The sequence below is a fragment of the Bacillus sp. DNRA2 genome, from assembly GCF_012843265.1.
Taxonomy (GTDB): Bacteria; Bacillota; Bacilli; order Bacillales; family Cytobacillaceae; genus Bacillus_BU.
The window spans coordinates 1-20,961 of record NZ_JABAIT010000026.1; the positions used below are offsets into that span (position 1 = coordinate 1).

31 protein-coding genes and 3 pseudogenes are annotated in these 20,961 nt (G+C 34.3%); 1 reads left to right on the forward strand and 33 read right to left on the reverse strand.

Annotation, left to right across the window (positions count from 1 at the left end; all coding sequences use genetic code 11):
* Positions 1-99: 99 nt before the first annotated feature.
* From HHO41_RS18260 to HHO41_RS18280, 5 genes and pseudogenes are all read right to left on the reverse strand, one after another.
* Positions 100-222, reverse strand: a pseudogene (locus HHO41_RS18260) (MmcQ/YjbR family DNA-binding protein); the annotation flags it as partial.
* Positions 223-433: 211 nt separating this feature from the next.
* A complete protein-coding gene (locus tag HHO41_RS18265) occupies positions 434-844 on the reverse strand; it encodes a hypothetical protein (protein WP_169101344.1) in 411 nt (136 codons plus the stop codon).
* 544 nt (positions 845-1,388) lie between these two features.
* Complete coding sequence (locus HHO41_RS18270) at positions 1,389-1,835, reverse strand: hypothetical protein (protein WP_169101346.1); 447 nt, start codon at positions 1,833-1,835, stop codon at positions 1,389-1,391.
* Positions 1,836-2,591: 756 nt separating this feature from the next.
* Complete coding sequence (locus tag HHO41_RS18275) at positions 2,592-3,443, reverse strand: aldo/keto reductase (protein WP_169101348.1); 852 nt, start codon at positions 3,441-3,443, stop codon at positions 2,592-2,594.
* Between the two features lie 71 nt (positions 3,444-3,514).
* Positions 3,515-4,510: an aldo/keto reductase gene (locus HHO41_RS18280; RefSeq protein WP_169101350.1), complete on the reverse strand. Its 996-nt coding sequence runs from the start codon at positions 4,508-4,510 to the stop codon at positions 3,515-3,517.
* Positions 4,511-4,844: 334 nt separating this feature from the next.
* On the opposite strand from HHO41_RS18280, the gene HHO41_RS18285 reads away from it, so the two are divergent.
* On the forward strand, positions 4,845-5,762 hold the full coding sequence (locus HHO41_RS18285) for an AraC family transcriptional regulator (protein WP_169101351.1): 918 nt from the start codon (positions 4,845-4,847) through the stop codon (positions 5,760-5,762).
* 559 nt (positions 5,763-6,321) lie between these two features.
* Here HHO41_RS18285 and HHO41_RS18290 read toward each other — a convergent pair.
* From HHO41_RS18290 to HHO41_RS18415, 28 genes and pseudogenes are all read right to left on the reverse strand, one after another.
* Positions 6,322-6,528 (reverse strand): hypothetical protein, encoded by a 207-nt coding sequence (locus HHO41_RS18290; RefSeq protein ID WP_169101352.1) that lies wholly within the window; start codon positions 6,526-6,528, stop codon positions 6,322-6,324.
* Positions 6,529-6,996: 468 nt separating this feature from the next.
* Complete coding sequence (locus HHO41_RS18295; protein WP_169101353.1) at positions 6,997-7,542, reverse strand: GNAT family N-acetyltransferase; 546 nt, start codon at positions 7,540-7,542, stop codon at positions 6,997-6,999.
* A 21-nt stretch (positions 7,543-7,563) separates the two neighbouring features.
* Positions 7,564-8,019, reverse strand: coding sequence for an ASCH domain-containing protein (locus HHO41_RS18300; RefSeq protein ID WP_169101354.1), 456 nt, complete (start codon positions 8,017-8,019; stop codon positions 7,564-7,566).
* A gap of 220 nt (positions 8,020-8,239) precedes the next feature.
* Complete coding sequence (locus tag HHO41_RS18305; RefSeq protein WP_169101355.1) at positions 8,240-8,536, reverse strand: type II toxin-antitoxin system RelE family toxin; 297 nt, start codon at positions 8,534-8,536, stop codon at positions 8,240-8,242.
* Positions 8,520-8,798 (reverse strand): hypothetical protein, encoded by a 279-nt coding sequence (locus HHO41_RS18310; RefSeq protein ID WP_169101356.1) that lies wholly within the window; start codon positions 8,796-8,798, stop codon positions 8,520-8,522. The genes HHO41_RS18305 and HHO41_RS18310 overlap by 17 nt, the downstream gene beginning before the upstream one ends.
* 184 nt (positions 8,799-8,982) lie before the next feature.
* Complete coding sequence (locus HHO41_RS18315) at positions 8,983-9,408, reverse strand: hypothetical protein (RefSeq protein WP_169101357.1); 426 nt, start codon at positions 9,406-9,408, stop codon at positions 8,983-8,985.
* Positions 9,409-9,519: 111 nt separating this feature from the next.
* Positions 9,520-9,861: a hypothetical protein gene (locus HHO41_RS18320; protein ID WP_169101358.1), complete on the reverse strand. Its 342-nt coding sequence runs from the start codon at positions 9,859-9,861 to the stop codon at positions 9,520-9,522.
* Between the two features lie 14 nt (positions 9,862-9,875).
* Positions 9,876-10,109, reverse strand: a complete 234-nt coding sequence (locus HHO41_RS22460) for an EndoU domain-containing protein (RefSeq protein WP_348981325.1) — start codon at positions 10,107-10,109, stop codon at positions 9,876-9,878.
* Positions 10,088-10,480, reverse strand: a complete 393-nt coding sequence (locus HHO41_RS22465) for a hypothetical protein (RefSeq protein ID WP_248278528.1) — start codon at positions 10,478-10,480, stop codon at positions 10,088-10,090. The genes HHO41_RS22460 and HHO41_RS22465 overlap by 22 nt, the downstream gene beginning before the upstream one ends.
* A 57-nt stretch (positions 10,481-10,537) precedes the next feature.
* Positions 10,538-10,819, reverse strand: a complete 282-nt coding sequence (locus HHO41_RS18330; protein ID WP_169101359.1) for a YokU family protein — start codon at positions 10,817-10,819, stop codon at positions 10,538-10,540.
* 10 nt (positions 10,820-10,829) lie between these two features.
* Positions 10,830-11,261, reverse strand: a pseudogene (locus tag HHO41_RS18335) (lysine 2,3-aminomutase); the annotation flags it as partial.
* Between the two features lie 223 nt (positions 11,262-11,484).
* Entirely contained in the window at positions 11,485-11,925 is a 441-nt protein-coding gene (locus tag HHO41_RS18340; protein ID WP_169101360.1) for an SMI1/KNR4 family protein, read from the reverse strand.
* Positions 11,926-11,930: 5 nt separating this feature from the next.
* On the reverse strand, positions 11,931-12,335 hold the full coding sequence (locus tag HHO41_RS22815; RefSeq protein WP_211171226.1) for an HNH endonuclease: 405 nt from the start codon (positions 12,333-12,335) through the stop codon (positions 11,931-11,933).
* 658 nt (positions 12,336-12,993) lie between these two features.
* Positions 12,994-13,197, reverse strand: coding sequence for a hypothetical protein (locus HHO41_RS18350; protein WP_169101361.1), 204 nt, complete (start codon positions 13,195-13,197; stop codon positions 12,994-12,996).
* A gap of 141 nt (positions 13,198-13,338) precedes the next feature.
* The gene (locus HHO41_RS18355) at positions 13,339-13,836 is read right to left on the reverse strand and encodes a YxiF family protein (RefSeq protein WP_211171223.1); all 498 of its coding nucleotides are present in this window, start codon (positions 13,834-13,836) and stop codon (positions 13,339-13,341) included.
* Positions 13,837-13,844: 8 nt separating this feature from the next.
* Entirely contained in the window at positions 13,845-14,186 is a 342-nt protein-coding gene (locus tag HHO41_RS18360; RefSeq protein ID WP_348981324.1) for an HNH/endonuclease VII fold putative polymorphic toxin, read from the reverse strand.
* A 23-nt stretch (positions 14,187-14,209) separates the two neighbouring features.
* Positions 14,210-15,253: an LXG domain-containing protein gene (locus tag HHO41_RS18365; protein WP_169101362.1), complete on the reverse strand. Its 1,044-nt coding sequence runs from the start codon at positions 15,251-15,253 to the stop codon at positions 14,210-14,212.
* Between the two features lie 16 nt (positions 15,254-15,269).
* Entirely contained in the window at positions 15,270-15,389 is a 120-nt protein-coding gene (locus HHO41_RS22475; protein ID WP_348981326.1) for a DUF5344 family protein, read from the reverse strand.
* The gene (locus HHO41_RS18370) at positions 15,362-15,544 is read right to left on the reverse strand and encodes a YwqI/YxiC family protein (RefSeq protein ID WP_248278530.1); all 183 of its coding nucleotides are present in this window, start codon (positions 15,542-15,544) and stop codon (positions 15,362-15,364) included. Before HHO41_RS18370 ends, HHO41_RS22475 begins: the two co-directional genes overlap by 28 nt.
* 5 nt (positions 15,545-15,549) lie before the next feature.
* Complete coding sequence (locus HHO41_RS18375; RefSeq protein ID WP_169101363.1) at positions 15,550-15,972, reverse strand: YwqH-like family protein; 423 nt, start codon at positions 15,970-15,972, stop codon at positions 15,550-15,552.
* A gap of 157 nt (positions 15,973-16,129) precedes the next feature.
* Positions 16,130-16,411, reverse strand: coding sequence for a YokU family protein (locus HHO41_RS18380; RefSeq protein WP_169101364.1), 282 nt, complete (start codon positions 16,409-16,411; stop codon positions 16,130-16,132).
* A 10-nt stretch (positions 16,412-16,421) separates the two neighbouring features.
* Positions 16,422-16,853, reverse strand: a pseudogene (locus HHO41_RS18385) (lysine 2,3-aminomutase); the annotation flags it as partial.
* A 172-nt stretch (positions 16,854-17,025) separates the two neighbouring features.
* Entirely contained in the window at positions 17,026-17,664 is a 639-nt protein-coding gene (locus tag HHO41_RS18390) for a hypothetical protein (RefSeq protein WP_248278531.1), read from the reverse strand.
* Between the two features lie 263 nt (positions 17,665-17,927).
* Positions 17,928-18,200, reverse strand: a complete 273-nt coding sequence (locus HHO41_RS18395) for a hypothetical protein (RefSeq protein ID WP_169101366.1) — start codon at positions 18,198-18,200, stop codon at positions 17,928-17,930.
* Between the two features lie 755 nt (positions 18,201-18,955).
* Positions 18,956-19,222 (reverse strand): hypothetical protein, encoded by a 267-nt coding sequence (locus HHO41_RS18400; RefSeq protein WP_169101367.1) that lies wholly within the window; start codon positions 19,220-19,222, stop codon positions 18,956-18,958.
* Between the two features lie 22 nt (positions 19,223-19,244).
* A complete protein-coding gene (locus tag HHO41_RS18405) occupies positions 19,245-19,688 on the reverse strand; it encodes a hypothetical protein (RefSeq protein ID WP_169101374.1) in 444 nt (147 codons plus the stop codon).
* 43 nt (positions 19,689-19,731) lie between these two features.
* Positions 19,732-19,998 carry a hypothetical protein gene (locus tag HHO41_RS18410; RefSeq protein ID WP_169101376.1) on the reverse strand — a complete coding sequence of 89 codons (267 nt, stop codon included), beginning with the start codon at positions 19,996-19,998 and terminating at the stop codon, positions 19,732-19,734.
* A 273-nt stretch (positions 19,999-20,271) separates the two neighbouring features.
* Positions 20,272-20,538 carry a hypothetical protein gene (locus HHO41_RS18415; protein WP_169101378.1) on the reverse strand — a complete coding sequence of 89 codons (267 nt, stop codon included), beginning with the start codon at positions 20,536-20,538 and terminating at the stop codon, positions 20,272-20,274.
* Positions 20,539-20,961: the final 423 nt, after the last annotated feature.

Sequence of the window (20,961 nt, forward strand, 5' to 3'; positions counted from 1 at the left end):
TTATACATTGGTAAACATGTTTGGCGCTGCCTGGTAAATCCCCTGGCAAACAGTGGTAAAAAACATGGCAAGGATGGTAAAATCTCTTGGCTGTAATCACGCGAACACTTTCTTATTTTCTGTATGTCGCATTAATGTCCAGTTCTTATCTCGAAACGGATAATCTTCATATGTATTACCCATACTCAAACAATAATCAATAGCTTCCTCTCTGTTTTTCATTGTTTACCTCTCCCTCAAACTAACATGCTAGGTTTTCCATAAAGCTGCATCGCTTAATTATAACCCTTGAACCCTTTATTCCACTAATTGGCCCTAAACAAAAGAAGCGCATCTCTTGTTTGAGAAATGCGCCCGTTTACTGAATAAAAAAAAACAAAAGAACTGAAAAATAGTATTAAATGCATTTATTAAGCGTCCATTATGGATTCAACTAACTGTGTTTCTTTTTACTGTAGTGAAGGGCAGGTTCTAACGCTGCCTCATATTGTTTTCGGTCAAATACAAAAGTAAGACCATCATCAATTGGAGTATGTTCTCCTGATCTATAATCCACAAAACCTTTCCATATAACCCTGTCATATTCTAAGAAAATATCGATTTGAATTCCGTGACATTCTAAATATCCACAAGTACATATATAGATGGCAACCTTCCCATCCTCCGAGCAATTCCCGTCTGGTTTATCTAATAAATGGCGAGAAGGAAGAAACATGACATCCGGAGGCAAAGTATCAAAAAGTTCCGGTCTAAAATTTGGAGCTCTGTCTTTTATAATAGAAACTAGATTCCGATCATTTATGAAAATATTACACGATGGGTAAGAGAAAAAAATCGAATCCATTCATATCACCTCTTTATGAAGGTTTATTCAACATTTATTCAAAAAAATCCTTCATAAACAAAACTGTCTTTAACAAAAGTAGACGCATCTCTTGATTAAGATTTGCGCCCTTTTGTGGAATATTGAATTTGGTAATTTGACAGTAAAACTCTTCAATATTTTACAAATATCTTTTAATACAAAAACTACTGTTATTTTATGGTAAAATTGAATTGTTGGTAGATTAAATTTTTTTGAGGTGATATTTTGGGTTGGATTATTTTATTAATAGCTATTAGTACCATTCTATGGGCAATTTTAAATGTAAAAAGAAATCCTAAAATTTCATTACTGATTTCACTTATTGTTCCCTTCACCTGCTTTTATCTTCTAGGTAAGGACGGAAATAATGAAGTATTTATCTTTGCAACAATACTTTTTTTTATTATTGTAAATGTCCTTCTTTTCAAAAATAGGTTAAAACAAATTTAGAGCCTTCTTAATATGGAGGCTCTATTTTTTCTTCTTCAAGCGCGCCCTATTGTGAAATTTACTACTTTAAATTTTAGTGTGATACTCCTTCATTAAACTCCAGATCAAGATCTAACAAGATCTTGTTAGCCTCATGAAGCTTGTTAATGTCTTGCTCCGAAATAGCTTGCTGAATTAGCTGATTAGGCTGGTTTAATCTATCTTTAATTAATTGTGCAGCATTTCGTTCCTCAGCAAGTTCAATAACTCCGTTCATATATTTTTCGATATTTTCAATTCCTTTTATTTCCGAAAAACTTGAAACGTGTTCAAGAGAAGAATTTAGGATCATAGAAGTATTATGGATTCCATCTGAAATCGTTCCATTGTCTTTAAGATTTTCATCTAGTGCTGTGAAAACAACCTCTTCATTGTTCTTAACGTTGTTAGATTCAAGTGCTTCGCTATTCTTTCCACCGATTCCAAACCAAGCAGTCGCAATGACCACAGAAGCAAAACCAGTTACAAGTACTTTTTTCATTTTACATACCTCCGCATTATCATGGTAATAAATACCAACTAATATTTCAAGAGAAAGCTGGAAGTATTTTAGCTTTCACTACATAAAGTAGCACACTTCACAAGCAGTCGTCCTTTTTCCTTAATCATCCGTTGCTGATACTACAGTAGCAAATGGAAATATTAACAAAAAGCATATACCAGATAGCCATATCTCAATCCCCCTAAACCTTTATATAAGGATCCATTTCTCATTAGCAGGTGTTGTTTTGTTAAATCATCCATATTGAAAATAAGCGCTGATCCCTACAGGATAGCGCCCGATTGATGAGTATTGAACAACATGAAAAAGCTTCAAAAATCAATCCTTCGATCCCGTCCGTTATACTGTCCACCCCCTACTTGTAGAAACATGTTTGAGGCTGGTTGGGGCTTTGACCACAAATAACAAGCGAAACTATGAAATTACAAGATAGTCATGGGCTGCCGGCAAATATAGTAAAAGGAGATGTGATAAAGTATGGATCCAGTCATTGGTCTGGATGTCGCAAAAGGAGAAAGTCAAGTCCAAGCTTTCCTGGCAGTGTGAGTTACGTAGATAAAGAGTCACTGAGCATCAGTTTCTTTTAGGAATAAATCGATAGCTACACGAGCAATTGACCCGTTAGCGCCAAGAATTAAAATATTACTCAAATTTAACCCACCCTTCCTTCACTGTTTGTAATGAAAAAATCTCCCTAACATACTGAATCAAATTGAGGCAAGCTAAAAAGAAAGATTAAATATCAAGTTTACGGGTAGCCATCCATTTCACGATTTCAGGGTCGTTATGTGAAAAGAACAAACTCTTTCCTGTATCTAACACAGTAATCTTCACCATTTCCTCTTGGTTTAATTCAAAATCGAAGATATTGAAGTTTTCAATGATTCTTTCCTTATGAACGGATTTTGGAATCACAACAACCCCTCTTTGTATCAACCAACGTAAAACCACCTGTGCAACGGATTTACGATATTTTTCAGCTATTGATACTAAAACTTCATTATGGAAGAGTTCATTTCTCCCTTCAGCAAAAGGTGCCCACGATTCGATTTGAACATTGTATTCCTTCATCAATTTTGCACTTTCGATTTGCTGGCAGAAAGGATGTGTTTCAACCTGATTTACGGCCGGGATGACCTCATTGCGTAGCGTTAAATCGAGTAAACGGTCATCTCTAAAGTTACTCACTCCGATTGCCCTAACCTTGCCTTCATGATACAGCTCCTCCATTGCACGCCAAGAACCAAAAATATCACCAAACGGCTGATGAATAAGGTATAAATCCAAATAATCCAATTGCAATCTTTTAAGTGATTTTTCGAATGCCTTCTTTGTGTTCTCATAACCTGTATCCTGAACCCAAAGTTTTGTGGTTATAAATAATTCTTCTCTTGGTACATTACTGCGTTTGAGGGCTCTTCCAACTCCTTCTTCGTTTAGATAAGAGGCAGCAGTATCAATCAAACGATAACCTGCCTTAATAGCGTCGTAAACTGATTGTTCGCACACATTTGTATCTTGAATTTGATAAACACCAAACCCGATGATAGGCATCTCAACACCATTGTTTAAAACTACTTTTTGCATATAAAACCCTCCAAATTTTTTCAAAGAACAGAGCAGAGTATATACCCTGCTCCTGAAAAATTTTCATCAATCTATAGTGCGCCTACTACTGGATGTGGTACGTACGGTTCTTCTAAGTACGCAATTTCTTCATGTGTTAATGTGACGGACAACGCACCCACTGCATCTTCAAGGTGGGATATTTTCGTTGCCCCGATAATAGGTGATGTTACCGGTTCTTTCTGTAACAACCAAGCAACAGCGATTTGTGAACGAAGGACACCGTGTTTTTCAGCCAATTCTGCAACCCGCTCTGCAATCAATCGATCAGCGCTTGCAGTTGCATCGTACTTTGATTTCTGCGTTTGGTCGGTTTCGGAACGAAGTGTAGTTTCTGACCAATCACGCGTCAATCTACCTGAAGCAAGTGGGCTATATGGTGTCACCCCAATTTTTTCCTCCTTACAAAGTGGTAACATCTCCCGCTCCTCTTCACGGTATATGAGGTTGAGATGGTTCTGCATCGATACAAAACGGGTCCACCCATTTTTCTCCGCCACATTCAATGCTTTTAGGAACTGCCATGCATACATTGCAGAAGCACCAATATATCTTGCTTTACCAGCTTTCACAACATCATGTAATGTTTCCATTGTCTCTTCGATGGGCGTGTTATAATCCCAACGGTGGACGATATAAAGATCTACATAATCTGTCCCCATGCGTTTAAGGCTCTTATCAATTTGGCTCATAATATGCTTTCGGGAGAGTCCCTTGCTGTTCGGACCTTTGCTGTTTAAATCTTTACCCAGCGGAAAATAAACCTTTGTGGCAAGGACAATCTCATCTCGGTATGCGAAATCCTTAAGAGCACGTCCCACAAATTCCTCGCTTGTTCCATCTGAATAGACATTTGCTGTATCAAAAAAATTGATGCCTAAATCAAGGGCTTTTTTGATGACAGAACGACTGCTCTCTTCATCAATTACCCAAGGATGAACCCAACGTTCCTTCTCACCAAAACCCATGCATCCAAGGCAAAGCCGGGATACATCCAAGCCAGTATTTCCAAGTTTCACGTATTCCATTACGTTTCCCTCTCTTTCGAATATCTGATTTAACTTTTAGTATTAGCAGATACAAGATACTTAAAATGGTCATCTATTAAAGTTTCTTATTTTCATTACTAAACAGCTAAGGCGTTTATTTGTTCAATTACAGCTTTTTTCTACTGCCGAAGATTGTTATTAGAAAATAAAGGTGTTTAACAACTTGAACATCCTTATTATGCAAGAATTGAAATCACGACCGGTATCACAATCGTGTCAAATGATTGCATAATCCTCTCACAGCCATTTACGTAGAAAGTAAATTAGTCATATAATGGGACCATCACTGATGAAGAAAACAAAGGAGGATTCTATGTTTGAACAATTGTATAGACAGAGAGTCGAGCTCGCAAAGTTCATAGAGGGTCACACAGGACGGGATGGCTCTTTTGCTACTGATATTTCATCTTTATTTTTCTCCCGGTACTCGAATAATACTGGACCAAATTATGGAGTTTACAAACCCTCCTTATGCATTATTGTTCAAGGGATGAAGGAGGTACTGCTGTCACAGGAGGTCTTCAGGTACGGTCCTGCTGATTACCTTGTTGCATCCGTTAACTTGCCCATTACTGGAATAGTCACTAATGCTTCTTCTGAAATTCCTTATTTGGCTTTAAAACTTGAATTTACACCGAGTGAAATATTAGAGGTGTTACGCGAATTCCAAAAGGGAGTTGATAAAAAGGAAATTGCTAAACGAGGTATGTACGTCAGCAAAATAGAACCATCTTTGCTGGACGCAGTAACCAGGTTAGTTAGACTCCTAGATAATCCGAAGGATATCCACGTACTTGCTCCTATAATTAGGAAAGAAATCATCTATAGGGTTCTACAAGGAGAACATGGAAAAGTGCTAAAACAGATAGCGATAGAAGGAAGTTCCACTAATCAAATCAGTGACGTGATTGAACATATTATGAATAACTATGAAAAGTCTTTTAAGATTAAGGAACTTGCGGAAAAAGCAAATATGAGTGTTTCTTCACTTCATCGGCACTTTAAAGAGGTTACCGCGATGAGCCCAATTCAATTTCAAAAACAACTTAGACTTCAAGAAGCCCGAAGCCTGTTGTTATTGGAATCAACTGATGCTGCTGATGTAGCTTTCCAGGTTGGCTATGAGAGTCCATCACAATTCAGTCGTGAATATTCGCGCATGTTTGGTTTACCACCCAAAGAAGATATAAAGCGCCTAAAAGAGAACTATGAGGAAACGATAAACGGATGATCCTCTGCCTAATAGTAGGGGTTCTCCTATGTGGATGAAAAGGAAATTTTTCGAGGGAGATTTACTAAACAGGAAATTGTGGTAACAAACAATCAAAATGTAGATTATGTATCATTTCACTTAAAATTAAATTCCAGCTAGTTTAAGTTTACTTTTCCTCAAACTCACTTAGTCAATATAAATATCCTAGATTTTCCAAAATAATATTTTTCAATTATATGGCCTATATTAAAAAAAGGCGCAATCACTTCATTTTGCAGGAAAGCGCCCGATTGCTGAGCATCATTGCCATCATTTAATTGAATAAATCCCCGTTAGTTAAACAACCTCCAGAAAACACTTAACTCGTTTATTCTTTATTTAAAGAATTTATTTAACTTATCTGGAATAAAAGAGGGCATTTATTGTTAGTATAATAAAAATAATGAGTAAAAAAACACAGAAAAACGCTTGGATTTATTCCAAGCGTTTTTTCTAATTTTAAATGCACTACTGAACCAACTTACGCCATTTGCTTAATAATATAAAACCTTACCACTGTTGAATTAAGTAGTCTTTTCTATTCTGGTTTAATTTCAACTTTTGTAATCTTTACAAGATTATTAGAAAAGGGATTATAATCAAATAAAAAACAAGTGAATAAAATAATGATTAGGAGGAATGCAACAACAATAATTTCTTTGTTATATTTTACTCCTTTATTTTTATCCTGTATTGTCTTTCTATATTTAATTTGAATTTTTTTCTTATTAAAATCCTGGTTCATAAAACATACCTCTATAATCTTAGGATTTTCAAATTATGATAAATGAAAAATACCTTCCTGACCTAGATTGAATTTCGATGTTGTCTATTACACACCAGTGATTATATTTGTTACATTTAATATCATACTTTTGTAGAATCCGCTTTTCAAATTTTCCACTATAAGGAGCAGTTGATACCCTAACTGTTAAAAGCAGTAAGGGAGAAATTACAAGCACGATTCTAAAATTCCTTTTACCTCAACTTTTTATTTTCCTCTCCATAGATTGTAGACCTTCCTAATCTAATTATGTTTATGTACTATTATTTCGTCATAATTCCTCTTATTCCTTCTTTAACAAATCAAATCTGCACCTGTAACTGATTAAAGACCAAGAAAAATGGACTGCTCAAAAAAATAGCCCAAGTTGTTGAGTTTTCGCGCCCATTTTATTGAATAAGCGCTACTATTATTTAGTTCGAACAATCATCATTCATTTATTCTTCCCATAACAACTGTGTTGTAATAATTACCATCGGAAAGGACTTTATCATTTTTTAGAATGCCTTCAGTTTTAAAACCAAATTTTTTATATAGGTTTATCGCTTTTTCATTTGTTTCCATAACATTTAAAGTTATTTTTTTAATTCCGTTTGAGTCAATCCAAGCAATGGACTCTTTTAAAAGATTTTTGCCAATGCCGTAGCCCCAATAATCTTTTAAGACACAGACTCCAAATTCTACTTTATGGGCAAATCGTTTTAATAGATTTCCTTCACATCTTGAAAATCCGACAATCCTGTCATGAACCACAGCAACTAAAAAAAGGTTCTCCTTATTATCTGTATCTGTTTTGATTAATTGTTCAAAACCTTGTGCATCTATGAATCCCTCCCCTTTTTCCCTGTCGAGATTTTCAGTTTCTCCATCAATCTGTAATCTGATTTTCGACAAATCCTTTGCATCTTTATTTATTGCAGATCTAATGATATAGGTCATTCCGTTAACATTAAATTCTTGCTGGATAATTTTCATCTCATATTCCCCCCTAACAATTTAGCCATTTTTCACATCAATCACTTCAAAGCGCTCACATACAAGGAGCATATCTTCCGAAAATTCACGTCCGATTGCATTTAACTCGTTTCTGAAGAATTTTTCATGGGCTTCCCACCAATATTGATAAGTACTATCTCCTTCACCTTCTGCAACAGCAAACTCTTCAGTAACTTCGTTCATTGGGGTTAGGGTAACCTCCACCGTCTTAATGATTGCTAAAGGTTTGTCGTCGCTGTTTAAAATAATACTGTAATCCTCTGTTGTTGGGAGGGGTTCATTCTCCAATTCATAAAATATATATCCGGAACATGTTGCAGTTTTAATACCATCTATCACCAATTTAGCAATGTAATCAGGATCTGCCCCAAATTGCCATGCACCAACAGACTTAGGTTGATCTTGATTCTGATCCCTCCAATATTCATTCCAGTACACCTGAACATCCTGATTCATAATTTCTACCGCCTTGCACAGCTTTTATATTTATAACATAGCTTAACTCATAACCTTATTCTATTAAATGGCCCTAAAAAGGTTAAAAGCGCCATTCCTTTCTACAGGAAAGCGCCCTATTGCTGAATATAAACAAAAATCAATCAAAAAAGTCTTAAATCTCCTATAAAACTCCATATTGTAAAAGAAACCCCCATTTCCTTGGAGGTTTTTAAACTACTTATTTATTCCTTTTCCAATAAACATTTTCTCGTTTATGTTTGATACCATCAATCCAAACAATTGATTCTTCTTCATCAACCTCAAATACCAGAATCATTTTATAGAGACCAAGTCTAACCCAATAACCTTTTAAAGTACCACTGGAAATTTGTTTTGCAGTCAACGTAGGCATATATGATAATCGTCTAAATGTATCCAGATATATCCGTTCCTTTACTGCTGGAGGATAAGCAAGTATATTACTTAACTCATCAATAGCAGTTTGCGACCAATAGACACTATAAGTTTTGTTCACTTTCAAACTCCTTGATTTTGTTCTGGAGATACTTTAGTCCCTGCTCTTGATCATAAATACGTCCATTAATACGGTCCTTACGGCTGTTTTGTACTTGACGAATGATTTCTGCATCCTCAGAAAAAAGTTCTAAATTCATTTGATCAATGGCTTCTCTTTCTCGTTTCATATTTAAGTAGCCAATAAAGTCATAAACTTCAGCTGCGTCTTCTTCGTGAATATTGTCAATTAGTCGTTTTAGTTCTTCACGGTTAACACTCATTTTAAACACCGCCTTGTTATTTACTTACAATATTATAACATTGAATTAATAATTATTTGCAGTCATCATTTGGCCTTACATCACCAAATCCCCAAAAAAGGATAAAAAGAACTTCGTGAAAAATATTGAACAAAGTCGGTACTAAATAAGTTGATACCAAATAAAAACATCAGTATATCGTTAATTAATTATTTAGATGTTTATAGTCTAATACTTCTACCTTAAAGCCATGACTACATCCAATTTTAGGGCTATCACAGGATGGGGAAACTCTTACTTTAACCAAGTCCTCTACGTATTCAAACGGATCATCGTTATTGTCAGGAATGTTAATTTTTATGGTAATATCATATGAATGATTGTTGTTATAAACAATTTTTATTATCCTCTGTTGCTGCCAACCAAAACCGGAAGCCTCTTTTCCTCCGTATTCTTTTATTACCCTTTTATCAATAGCTGGAAATATAATATCTCGAATAATATCTTCTGGTGTAACATACCAGTCATCTGCATAAGGTTTAATTTCCTTTGGCTCTGGTGATTTAGCATTTACCAAGTTATCTGTGTCAAACATTAATAAAATTGCAAAGAGTAGAAACATTTTCTTCATGATGCTCGCTCCCATTAATTTTTACCGTTAGATTCCGCATACTCAATAAATAATTTCCATACCAATTGAGAAAAAACTCGTTACCTTAAGTCAAGCATTTCCTAATCTCATCTAAACTCTACCTATTGGTCCGGGTACTGTACTCTTTATCTTTTCTGCCCACATTTCTATTATCTTCTCTAGTTCATTTGTTTCTATTACACATTCATCTTCTTCCTCACTGTAGTTATCAAGTATTTTTGTTATATCTTGATTAATCTCCAATGTACAATTATTACCTGTACATTCCTCATAATTTGAATCACCTCTTAAAACCTTGTTAATTAATTTTAACCATGGTTGACTGTTGCTTTGAACATCGCCCATTAGAAGTATTGCTACTGAGGAAATAGCATGTGGAACCTCCACCTCAATACCTCTTTCGGTTTCCTTAAACGTGATTTGATATTTCATATTTGTACACTTCCTTAATATATTGGGTAAGCCGTTTTAATTTTTCCTTCAATGTCTAACCTCATTTGAATTTTCATACCATTAGGTAAAATGCCTTCATATAAATTATCTTTTATCACTTTTCTATTACTGTAAGCCTGTTTTATCGCATCTGTAACTTGCACCCTATTCCAATTACTTGGAAAAAATGTAGAAGGAACTTTTTTATTTTTCCCTTCAATTTCTACTATTGCACGATATACCCATATTTATTAGGAGGATCAGTTACCTCTACTATTTTACCACCCATCATACTGTCATGATGATAACCTACAGCTTTACTTTTTTTGTTTATTTCCCCATGAAACACATGATTAAACGAACCATTAGAAAATATATTATCTTTATCTATATCCTTAGTAACATCTCTTACATCATCCACAACTTTATTCACTACAGGACTACTTACGTCCGCAGATTTCTTAATATGTAGAAAATTTTCACCATAACCGCTTTGTGCCCATGCATTGGATAGTTCTGGTTTTTCCAATTTGATAGTCAGGCGTTCTCCAATGTCATTCAAGCCTTTGCCAAATAGTTTTTTTCCACCCTTAATCGCTAACGATTTAGGATTGACCACGTATTCTACTTCAAAAATAAATAGCACCCACTTTGGGGTGCCATTAAGAAGTGCAGCCTATGAAGAAAAATCAAAATAATTTCTCTTCAACAATCTTGGTAATTCCATAAGTTCCTTAAAGGTTATCGAACTATCAATTTTTTTATTATCAACCAAAAACAATTGATCTTCTATTTCTTTAATCGTGATGTCGGTCTGATACACCATGCCACATTCCTGGCAGATAATCGCTGGTGTCATCGTAATTTCAATCGCTCTTGAGCCGTCTGGCAACTCCCAATAGACCGTGTTCTCACCACTGCTGGCGTTTCCGCCACACCATTCACATTTCATCTCCATCACGAATCACCTACTCCTGAACCGTTGAATCATTTTTTTGAGCATCAATTGTGCTGGATTTTTGCTGGGCTTTAAATTTCTTTTCCTTTAATTCATCTCGCTTTTCACGCTTATCCTTTAGCGAAGAATGGGTGGGGTCTTGTTGGTACTTCTGCCTTCTATCTAGGCGCTGAAGGTCTTCCGGGATGAGGTTGAATTTACTGTCATTCATGACAGCGGATATTCCAACATTAGATTTATATTTTTCATAATCCGAATACACACCTTTGAAATAATCTTCCGCTGTACCTGGTTTATAATTCTGGGGTTCTGGGTAGGATGTTATTACACCTTCAAAATTCCTCAACACCACTTTTTCCGCACTTTGTGAAATCAAATAATTCGGCTGTAACGAAATTTTCCCGCCACCACCAGGAGCATCGCAAACGAAGGTAGGGACTGCGTTTTTTATTGTAAGTACTTTTTTAATATCAAAAAACTGCAAATCAACATAATTAGCTTGATTTGCAGTTTCAACAATACATAATGTTTATTTGTCTTTTTTTATAAAGGGAATTTACAGTATATTTTTTAGACTGCATATATTTCAAGTCGTAACCTAGTGACCTTGTGATTTTGGAAAATTATTTCCAATAGACTTTGTATCAACAACCCTTCCTAATTTTTTATGGATTCTTCAATCCATTTATAAAATCCTTAAAACTATCAGCGATTTTATATGTATTTTCTTCTTCACTTGATTGTGGGAAATAAAAAGAATGATCCCAATAATAGACACCATAGTTTTCAACATCTGTAACAAGTACAATTAATCCTGCTCCAGGATCATCTCCTATAATTAGGCTATTTGGTAATAAATCTTCTTCAAACTCTTCAAAACACACACTTAAATCAAAAGTACTATTTACACCTATACCGTACAAGACATCCAAGGGGATTTCCTGATTCAATTCATTAACAAAAAATTTACTATATCTAACTTTCGAAGTTCCTCCATTATATTCACTCAAAAACTTTTTATAATCATCGGGAAGAGGAAACCCTATAAATTCTTCTAATTCTATGAGTAATTCCTCTGATGCTTTGCCAAAAGCATCTAAATTCATACATATCACTCCTTGTTATCTTTTAGCTTCTTAGTTAATGACATTCCACCCATATGTCGAAATCTTCTGTGTATCTCTTTATTAACCTCTTGCATTGTTTTTAAATCTTGATGATGATGCCATGTATTTTCATCTAACTTTGGTCCGTTTGGAGCTAATTCATCTGCTGTAGCAAAGTCAATATCATATCTATCAAATTTACCTAATTGGACTTCTTGTCTTACCAATCCTGCAGATTTAAAATCAGGAAAACTTCCCGGGTAAGAAACCCGATTTGGAGGTATCTCCCAATCAATATAAGTCCATATTCCTTCCTCACTTATTTCAATTTTCCCACCTTTTTTCAGCCATTTCTCGGGATCCCTAGAATATGGTGGTTTAGAAGATAATTGTTCTTCCGTAAACTTCAAAATTTCTGAATTCTTACTCGTATGCTTAGTTCCATTTATATTTATATTAATATTTCTACTTTCTTGTTTCACATTAAACTTCTGAACTACGTCTTTAAGCGAGGCACTTTCTGTAGAAACATTTATAAAATTGAATACACCTGAAATCGAAAGTTGATTTCTCTTGAAACTTGTTGGAACCTTAACTTCACCTATTTTCTTAATACTGCTTTTGATAGACTGATCAATCGCTGCCTTTGTTTTTGTAAGTGGACTTTTGATGACATCACGATATGTATTTTCAAAGACGTACTTGAGTTTGTTTGGATTTACTACATTTTTTATAGTGCTCAAAGTCTTTGTGTTTTGAACGGCTCGAACAGCTTGATTTAAGGTGATTTGGACGGGTTTGTTTTTAAAAAATTGAACAATCTTTGCTTTTTGATTGCTGAAATTAGTTTTTACTTTATTATAGATGAAACCCTTCAGTTTCTCTGTGTTTAGGACATTATTTGGAAGAGTGGGCTTGGTCTTGGAAACCCTGCCTAGTTTACCTAGCTTGCCGACTTTATCGAATCCCTTTAATCCAAAAATTGAAACAGCTGCATAGGTGAAAAAACCACTTCGACTGCGGGCATTTCCATTTACCACATCACGTTTCCACGCCGTTTCAATTCCGTTACACATACTTAGCAGTGTCAATCGGATGAGTTACTACATTCATAATTCCTTTGAAAAAGTTTACCGAGTCAGTGACTAAAGAAATGGCAAGATCGATTAGACCTTTAAAAATATCAACAACTGCTTTCCATGCACCCTCACCGATTCCAAGTAAAATATCACTTAAGTATTTTATACCATGATGAATTTTGCTCTCATTCATGATGGTACTACCATCATGAGCTCTCGATCCTCAAACAAATCATTTTCTTATTGTCTCACTCAAATATTTGATTTTTTGTGTAAATTAAGAGTAAAAAACCTTGAAAGGCATTTTGCCAATCCAAGGTTCTCATATTTTTCATTAAGATAGTCCCCAAACACTTAACTCATAAAAATATTCCGTTCGTTCGATACACAAACCAAAATTAAAATCTTCTGCAACTAGGATAAAATCTCCATATCCAACTGAAAACTTTGTTAACTCAATAATTTCATTTAAGTGACTAAATACTTCATTAAGATTAACCAATACTGCTTCTATTTCATTTTCTCTAAAAAACAATAATCTTCCTTGTTTTGGGATTACTTCAATATTATTAATAGTCTCATTTAAAAAATGTATTGATTTTTGAATATGTTCTTTATAAGTATCTCCTTGCAATTGAATTTTATTTTCCCGTGTGTTAAGCATCGAAAACACATTCTTACAAAATAAATCGTTATCTTCAATATCTAAAAATGGTTCATCTGAAAGATTCATGAAGTTTATTTCTTTTACCAAATTCCGCCTTCTATTTTTTCTTTTTAACAGCTCCATTTTTGTTTTTCTTTCGTCACTCAAATTAATCACCTTTCTCATGGTCGCCCCTACTTTTTATAACCAACGGAATCTTCAGGGGAATGTCCAGGATACTGATTATATCTTCCTTTTCCCAATGGGCTTCCCTTCAAATCGTCAGCGCCATGAAAGTGAGGACCTCTCCCGAATTTATCCTCTCTGTGCTCTATGATATATTTTTTCTTGCCATCTACATCAAATTCATATACTCTCCTATTTTCAGTTGTTCCATCATAAACATCGACAGGTTTCTTGTGCTGAGTAGAGTTAGGTATTCCCGCCCTTCTCTTTGCATCCCTAAATGCTCCATTTTTTGTTAATACCTTATCAATTTCATGCGAACTCTTAGAAACATCTCTTACATCATCCACACCTTTGTTCACTTCAGGGCTACTTACTTCCGCAGATTTCTTAATATGTAGAAAATTTTCACCATAACCGCTTTGTGCCCATGCATTGGATAGTTCTGGTTTTTCCAATTTGATGCTAACGATTTGGGATTGATCACGTATTCTAGTGGTTCAAATGGAGTTCCCTCAAATGAAGAACCTAACTCTTTCACATTGCCAGTTCGATCTTTTTTGGGGATTTTCTCAACAATTTCATATAGGGTAACGAACTTCCCATGAATCCTAGCTGTATATTTCCTGACAATCTGCCCGTTGTCAAAAACAAAAAAATCTCCACCATATTCCTCATACTCATCGATGATTTGAACTTTGTAGGCCAATTTTTGATGAATGTTTTCAAACTCTTCTTTACTAATTGACCGAGGCTTTTTCGCCCGATAAATTTCGCTGTTGTGATAGGCTTTCTTATCAAAATGAATCGGTAATATGGCACCGTTTTTCGTTGATGACTGTAATAATTGTTGAAAAAGTAATTTCGCGTAGGTCTCGGCTGGTTGGGACATTTTGTATCGATTGACTAGATCATAATCCAGTTCATGAACCTTCTCAAGTGTATCCTTTCGCTCTTTCTCAACTAGGTAAATTTGATGGTCAAATTCGGTACTAGAGAATACATCTAAAGAAATAATATCATCAATGTTACAGAAAATCCTATTTAGTTCACTTTTCTTCTCGGAAACTATCTCGGTAGATTTTTTCGCTGCTTTCATTAAAGTTTCTTCTAAAAATGGTACATGAACCAGTGTATTTCCGGATAAATTACGTTCTGAGACGGCACCTTCTACACTTTTTAAAAATGAAAGGTGTTGATCAATAAAATCTTCCCAGGCATGGACAACATCCATTTGAGCACGATAAAAACCTTTGATTGCCTCAGCTGCCTTCCCTTTAAAATCAGATAGCTGGACAATTTCTTGAAAAGCTCCCTTTAAATCTTCCAATTGTTTCTGTAAGTTTTGGTAGTCCTTAATCCGTTCATTTATAGACGAAAGCAAAGTGCTTGCTTCATAGATTTTCAAATATGACATTCTTCTAATTCCTTCTTTATTTTGGTGTACTGTTTGCAATTGCTTCGTCTTGTTGTTTTATAGAATCTACATTTGAACGGGTATCTTCAATATTTTTTGAGACAATTTCTATGTATGAGACAATGTCAGACGAAATAGCAGTCTCCCTCGAAGTCCACTGGTCCGTAAATCAAGCTTATTATTGCCAAGTACTTGTTGGTTAGGATTGGGAAGGGCCAAAGCAGCTAAAGCTTCTTTGACCTTTGTTAATCGTTTCATGACTTCATCATGTTTTAACTGAATCGTATTCATTAGGACTATTGCCTCCTGATTTGCTTGATTTTACGCTGCAAGTCTTCTGTTGCCTCTTCTCCTCTTTTCAAAAGACATTCTGCTTCGCAGGTTAAGCCTTTGGCAAAGGTTAATCCTGATTTTTCCATTTCCAAAATAGTCAGCTTTGAATCTATCTTTTCAATATATCGATCGTACTCAGAATGAAAAATATTTTGCATTTCACTATGTGCACGAGAACGGGATTCATCGAATGACTTTGCACGATTACCTTCCCAATAATCTTGAAGATTTGGGGTTAGATTGGTATTCCACTCTGCCACAGCATTGTTTTTTTCCCTTCTAATTTCCTGTTTTGCTTGTTCTAGCCTGTTAATTTGGTCTTCTAGATTAGCAGATTGATGGTTTATGTATGAGGAAAGTTGTGCCAACACCTCTGTAAAACTCATTCTTATCTCCCTCCTCACATGAAATTATTTCCATATTGTCTATTATATGTCGAATTGCGGTGTCTACTAAATAAGAAAATATACTTATTTTACTTATGGGTGATTTACTTCAAAAATAAATAGCACCCATTTTGGGGGTGCCATTAAGAAGTGCAACCTACGAAGAAAAATCAAAGTAATTTTTCTTCAACAATCTTGGTAATTCCATAAGTTCCTTAAAGGTTATCGAACTATCAATTTTTTTCGTATCAACTAAAAACAATTGATCTTCAATTTCTTTAATGATACTTTCCGGCTGATACACCATGCCACATTCCTGGCAGATAATCGCTGGTGTCATTGTAATTTCTATTGCCTTTGACCCATCAGGCAGCTCCCAATATACCGTGTTCTCACCACTGCTGGCGTTTCCGCCACACCATTCACATTTCATCTCCATCACGAATCACCTACTCCTGAACCGTTGAATCATTTTTTTGAGCATCCATTGTGCTTGATTTTTGTTGTGATTTAAATTTCTTTTCCTTTAATTCGTCCCGTTTTTGACGTTTATCTTTTAGGGAAGAATGATTCGGATCCATTTGGTACTTTTGCCTTCTATCTAAGCGCTGTAGGGCTTCCGGAACCAAATTAAATTTTTTATCATTCATGACAGCAGAGATGCCAACATTGGATCGATACTTCTCATAATCCGGATACACACCTTTAAAATAATCTTCCGCTGTACCTGGTTTATAATTCTGCGGTTCTGGGTAGGATGTTATTACACCTTCAAAATTCCTCAACACCACTTTTTCCGCACTTTGTGAAATCAAATAATTCGGCTGTAACGCAATCTTTCCTCCACCACCAGGACTATCGCAAACGAAGGTAGGGACTGCGTTTTTTATTGTAAGTATGAACAATACTTCAAAAAGCTTGTATAAAACAACTCTGTTGACTTTTTTAACCCAAATAAAAAACAGCATGGTTTTGGAAACCAGACTGTTCAAATGGTAAAATAATAATTTTTTATTAAACTAAAGCGCCCGATAATTGAATATCTTTTTGACTTTAATTTTTTTTTGAATTTAAAGTAATCATTTCTTCTACATAAAATTGGAGACTTGGGTATACTGATTTTCTCTCTAAAAACCGCGATACCTCGAACAAAGGTAAAATAACTATATCGCCCTTTTTAGAATAAAGAAGACTATAATGTTTAATCCTTCTATCTTTCTTTTCAAATTTTGGAGAATAATTGTAAACAGAATCAAACTCATACCAGTAAAAATCTTGCTTAATATTTCTTTTAATAATTTCACCAATGTATGCACCTATTCGAATAGTTAAATTATCAAAATGCTTATTCAAAAGTTCAGTTCCCATACCAGTATTCATTAATCTTTCTACATACAAATCGATATATCGAATGCTTTCAATAGTAAAATCTAAATTTAGTTTAGTAAGGTTCTCTTTGTCCCAGTTATCTCCTGAAACATCCTCATACATTAATTTTGCTACACCTTTTAAATCATCTTTTATTAATTTTGTTTTTGTCAAGAAACTAAACCCCGTAATCCCTAAAGAACCACCTAACGCAACCGAAAATGCTGTTTGGATGTTTAAATTATGTTTAAAAAGTGCGTTTACTATTAAGTTTCCAATAAAAAAGACCGAAAAATAAAGCGAAAACATATATAAACGTTTCATAATTATCTCTCCTAAACTACTTTCCATACTTTTGAACATGTCTTTCTTGTTTAGTATAACTTCAATTCTTATTACCTTTATCATTATTTTTTAAACATTTTCGTATATTTTTGTCAAACTAAACTGCTCAATAACCGGTTAAAGGTTAAGAAAGATGGACTGCTCAAAAAGCAGTCCATTTGCGTAAGTTTCGCGCCCTTATATATAAAAAAACACAGATCCATGCAGTGGAAATGCGCCCGCTTGCGGAATAAGTAACTTAATTACCTATTTAATTGTTTATCAAGAAAATCCAATAATGTTTTTTGATCCTTCTCATTTCGAATAATTTTTTTCACTCGAAAGTTACTTTGCAAATAAGCTCTTACTTTTTTATTTGTCAAAAACAATTTGCGGTACTTTTCATCTTCATAAATCCTATTAAACCATCCTTGTAGTATTAAAAGTTCAATGTTTTTGTCAATTTTTTTTGTATTTAGACCCGTTCTTCCTCCATAGAAAAATGTTCCCAATAAATCAAATAAAAAGTCAAACATATCAAATCAACTCCAACGATAACATATAACTATTAACTACAATACTCAAAGCTATAATCCGTCTTATAAAAACCTACCAGTTTGTTGAAGCGACAAATTGTTGGCTACAGTAGCAAGCCTAGCTTTTCAAGAAAGCCATCGATAATTGAAGAACAACAATTTCTGTTATTAATAAAAAAAGCGAAAATACAGAGCTACAATATAATTAATAATAAGAAAGACAGCATAAATCTTTCCGAATAATAAAAATCCGAAAATAAAAAATAAAATTGCATATAAGAAAAACAAAATATACCTTTCTTTCATATAGGATATGAAGATTTTTAACTGTGGTATCTGAAAATACCCTAGGACAATTTAAAACCCTAAACTTTTATTCCTAAACCCATCTCATAAGCTTTATGGATATTTTCAATTCTTTTTGTGTTTCCTAAATTTTAACATGTTAATATTTTTAAATTTCATTTTATTATGTAGTCTTTTTGAATTATTCTGCCTTTCTTCGTTATTTCATAAGAAATGCCGAATCAATATGGCAGCTATTCTAATGAACCATTTCTCTTTATAGAAGTTACATTCTAAATTACCTAAGCATAAAAAGAGCGCGATCATTTTTGATAATCGCGCCCTATAGTTTAAGTGTATTGTTTCACAAACTCATCAAAAAGGAACCATTAATTACGATTTACTCAACTCACGATTTTAGTAGAAAATGATTTATTAGTTTAAAAAAGTTTCTATATTATATTAATAAGTTAATTCGTGGTGTAAAATTCTTCATCGCAATACATACAATAACCTTTTCCACTTCTAATAGGTATTGGAGAACAGCAAAGTGAACAAAGGATAATTTCCCTTTGACTGTATTTTTGAACTTCCTCTTCTTGTAGCTTTTTTTGAGCTTCTTTTTTTGATGTATAAGAACCTTTTATTAAATTTCTACTGCCACATACCTGACATTTTGATGCTGAATTACTGCATAAAGTTTTACATTCAGCACATTGCTTCATTTTAATTGGCATTGTACTCACGCTCCTAATTCAATTAAAGGTAGTATCTTATCTTTAGTTTGGCTCCCCGACCTTTAGGTGGTTTCATAACTACCAAATCACCATTATGAACATCCATTGAATCATACATTGCGTCACAACAAGAGGCCATCCTATGGTTCGGACCAGGGTAGTACCCTAACTTTCTATGTAAGTCAGCAGATAATATCTCTATATACTTTAATCCCAATGTTCTAGACTCGGTTTTTAACTGTTTAATGGCATCAATAAAATCGTTTTTAGTAGGTACTGACATCATTAGAGCTCCCTTATAAAGTGTAGTAGATAAAAATATCTTTTCGACATCACCATTAAATATTCCTTTATTGATTAACCTGCTCCAATAGTTCAATAACTTCAACAATTCTTTTTGGATCGACGGACCCTTTAGCTTAATAACGAAAAAAGGATAGCCGTAGCTATCCCGGTATATAACCATAAGTGTTGATTTCCCATTTGCAAGGGTGATGTCAATTACAATGTTATATAGCTTTCCGCTTAAAATAGTTCACATTATTTTCTTCGCAGTCAATACTAACATTCAAACTTTCCCTTACAGCAATGCCATTGATTTCAATGATGTATTCACATCGGTGGAAACGTCCAATCACCCACTCTTCTCCTTCTGGATCAAGAAAAAAGCTGACTGCTGCTCTTGCCTTCACCAATGAAAGGATGGGTGATACGTCTGCAAAATCTTGTCGATAAAAGATAACCGGTTCTCTCATATCCATAAAATTGACTAACATAAATTCCTCCTATTTTCTTACCAGAATATTAGTGGGACAATTTTTCCCACTAATATTTCTTGCCCTTCCGAAGTCTTTATATGTCAGTGTACTTAAATTAGATGATGCCCCTTCTACGCTACAATTCTCTTATCTTTACTGATTTTCTTTAAAGGCTTTATTTAAGAATATGGCCCAAAAATGAAAATGAGCGCTTAACTGCTACGGTTAAGCGCCCGATAATTGAATACTTAAAAATGTAATTATCATGCAATTCTTCTTTCAGAAATATTTTTACAAATCTTCTTTCTTTAATACCTTCTCAAATTCGATTTGAAACTTTTTAGTCGCTTCTGGGTCTTTTAAGATGTTCTCAATTTCCGTTTGTTCCACAAAGCCCCTCACTGAATGATTCATCTGTATCAATGCACTATACTTCTCCTTGTACCACGACTCTTTGCGTAGCAACCTAAACTTGTTATTAATTGTTCTATTTTTCTTAGATGGAAATGACATTAAAATCCCTTCAAGCAAACCACCAATTAATTCTGCCACTGCCACTACTTTCCCATCCTTCCATTTACTATTTTCAAATTCTCCACTATTTCTTACCATTGATACGTTATTAACGACTGATAAGTTTCATATATGGTCAATAAACAACTTTCTATCAACATTATTACTAATGGAAATATTATCAAGTCTATGGTTAAGAGCTTCTAAAAATTTAAAGCAACTCTAATAATGGTCAAGGTATTTTGTTGCCACGCCATTATACAAACTGTTCTTAGTAATACTTTTATTCTTTGTTTTATTTCCGCTGCAACTGCTCAACTTTTAGAATGATATGTACTTTTTATGCTTCAATTTTTTTAAACCAGTTCACTTCACAATCTTGCCCCAAAACGTAAAATGAGCGTTTATCCTTGCATTGGATAAGCGCTCGTATCTTGAATAACTATCGTCCTTTATGCTTTTGTTTAG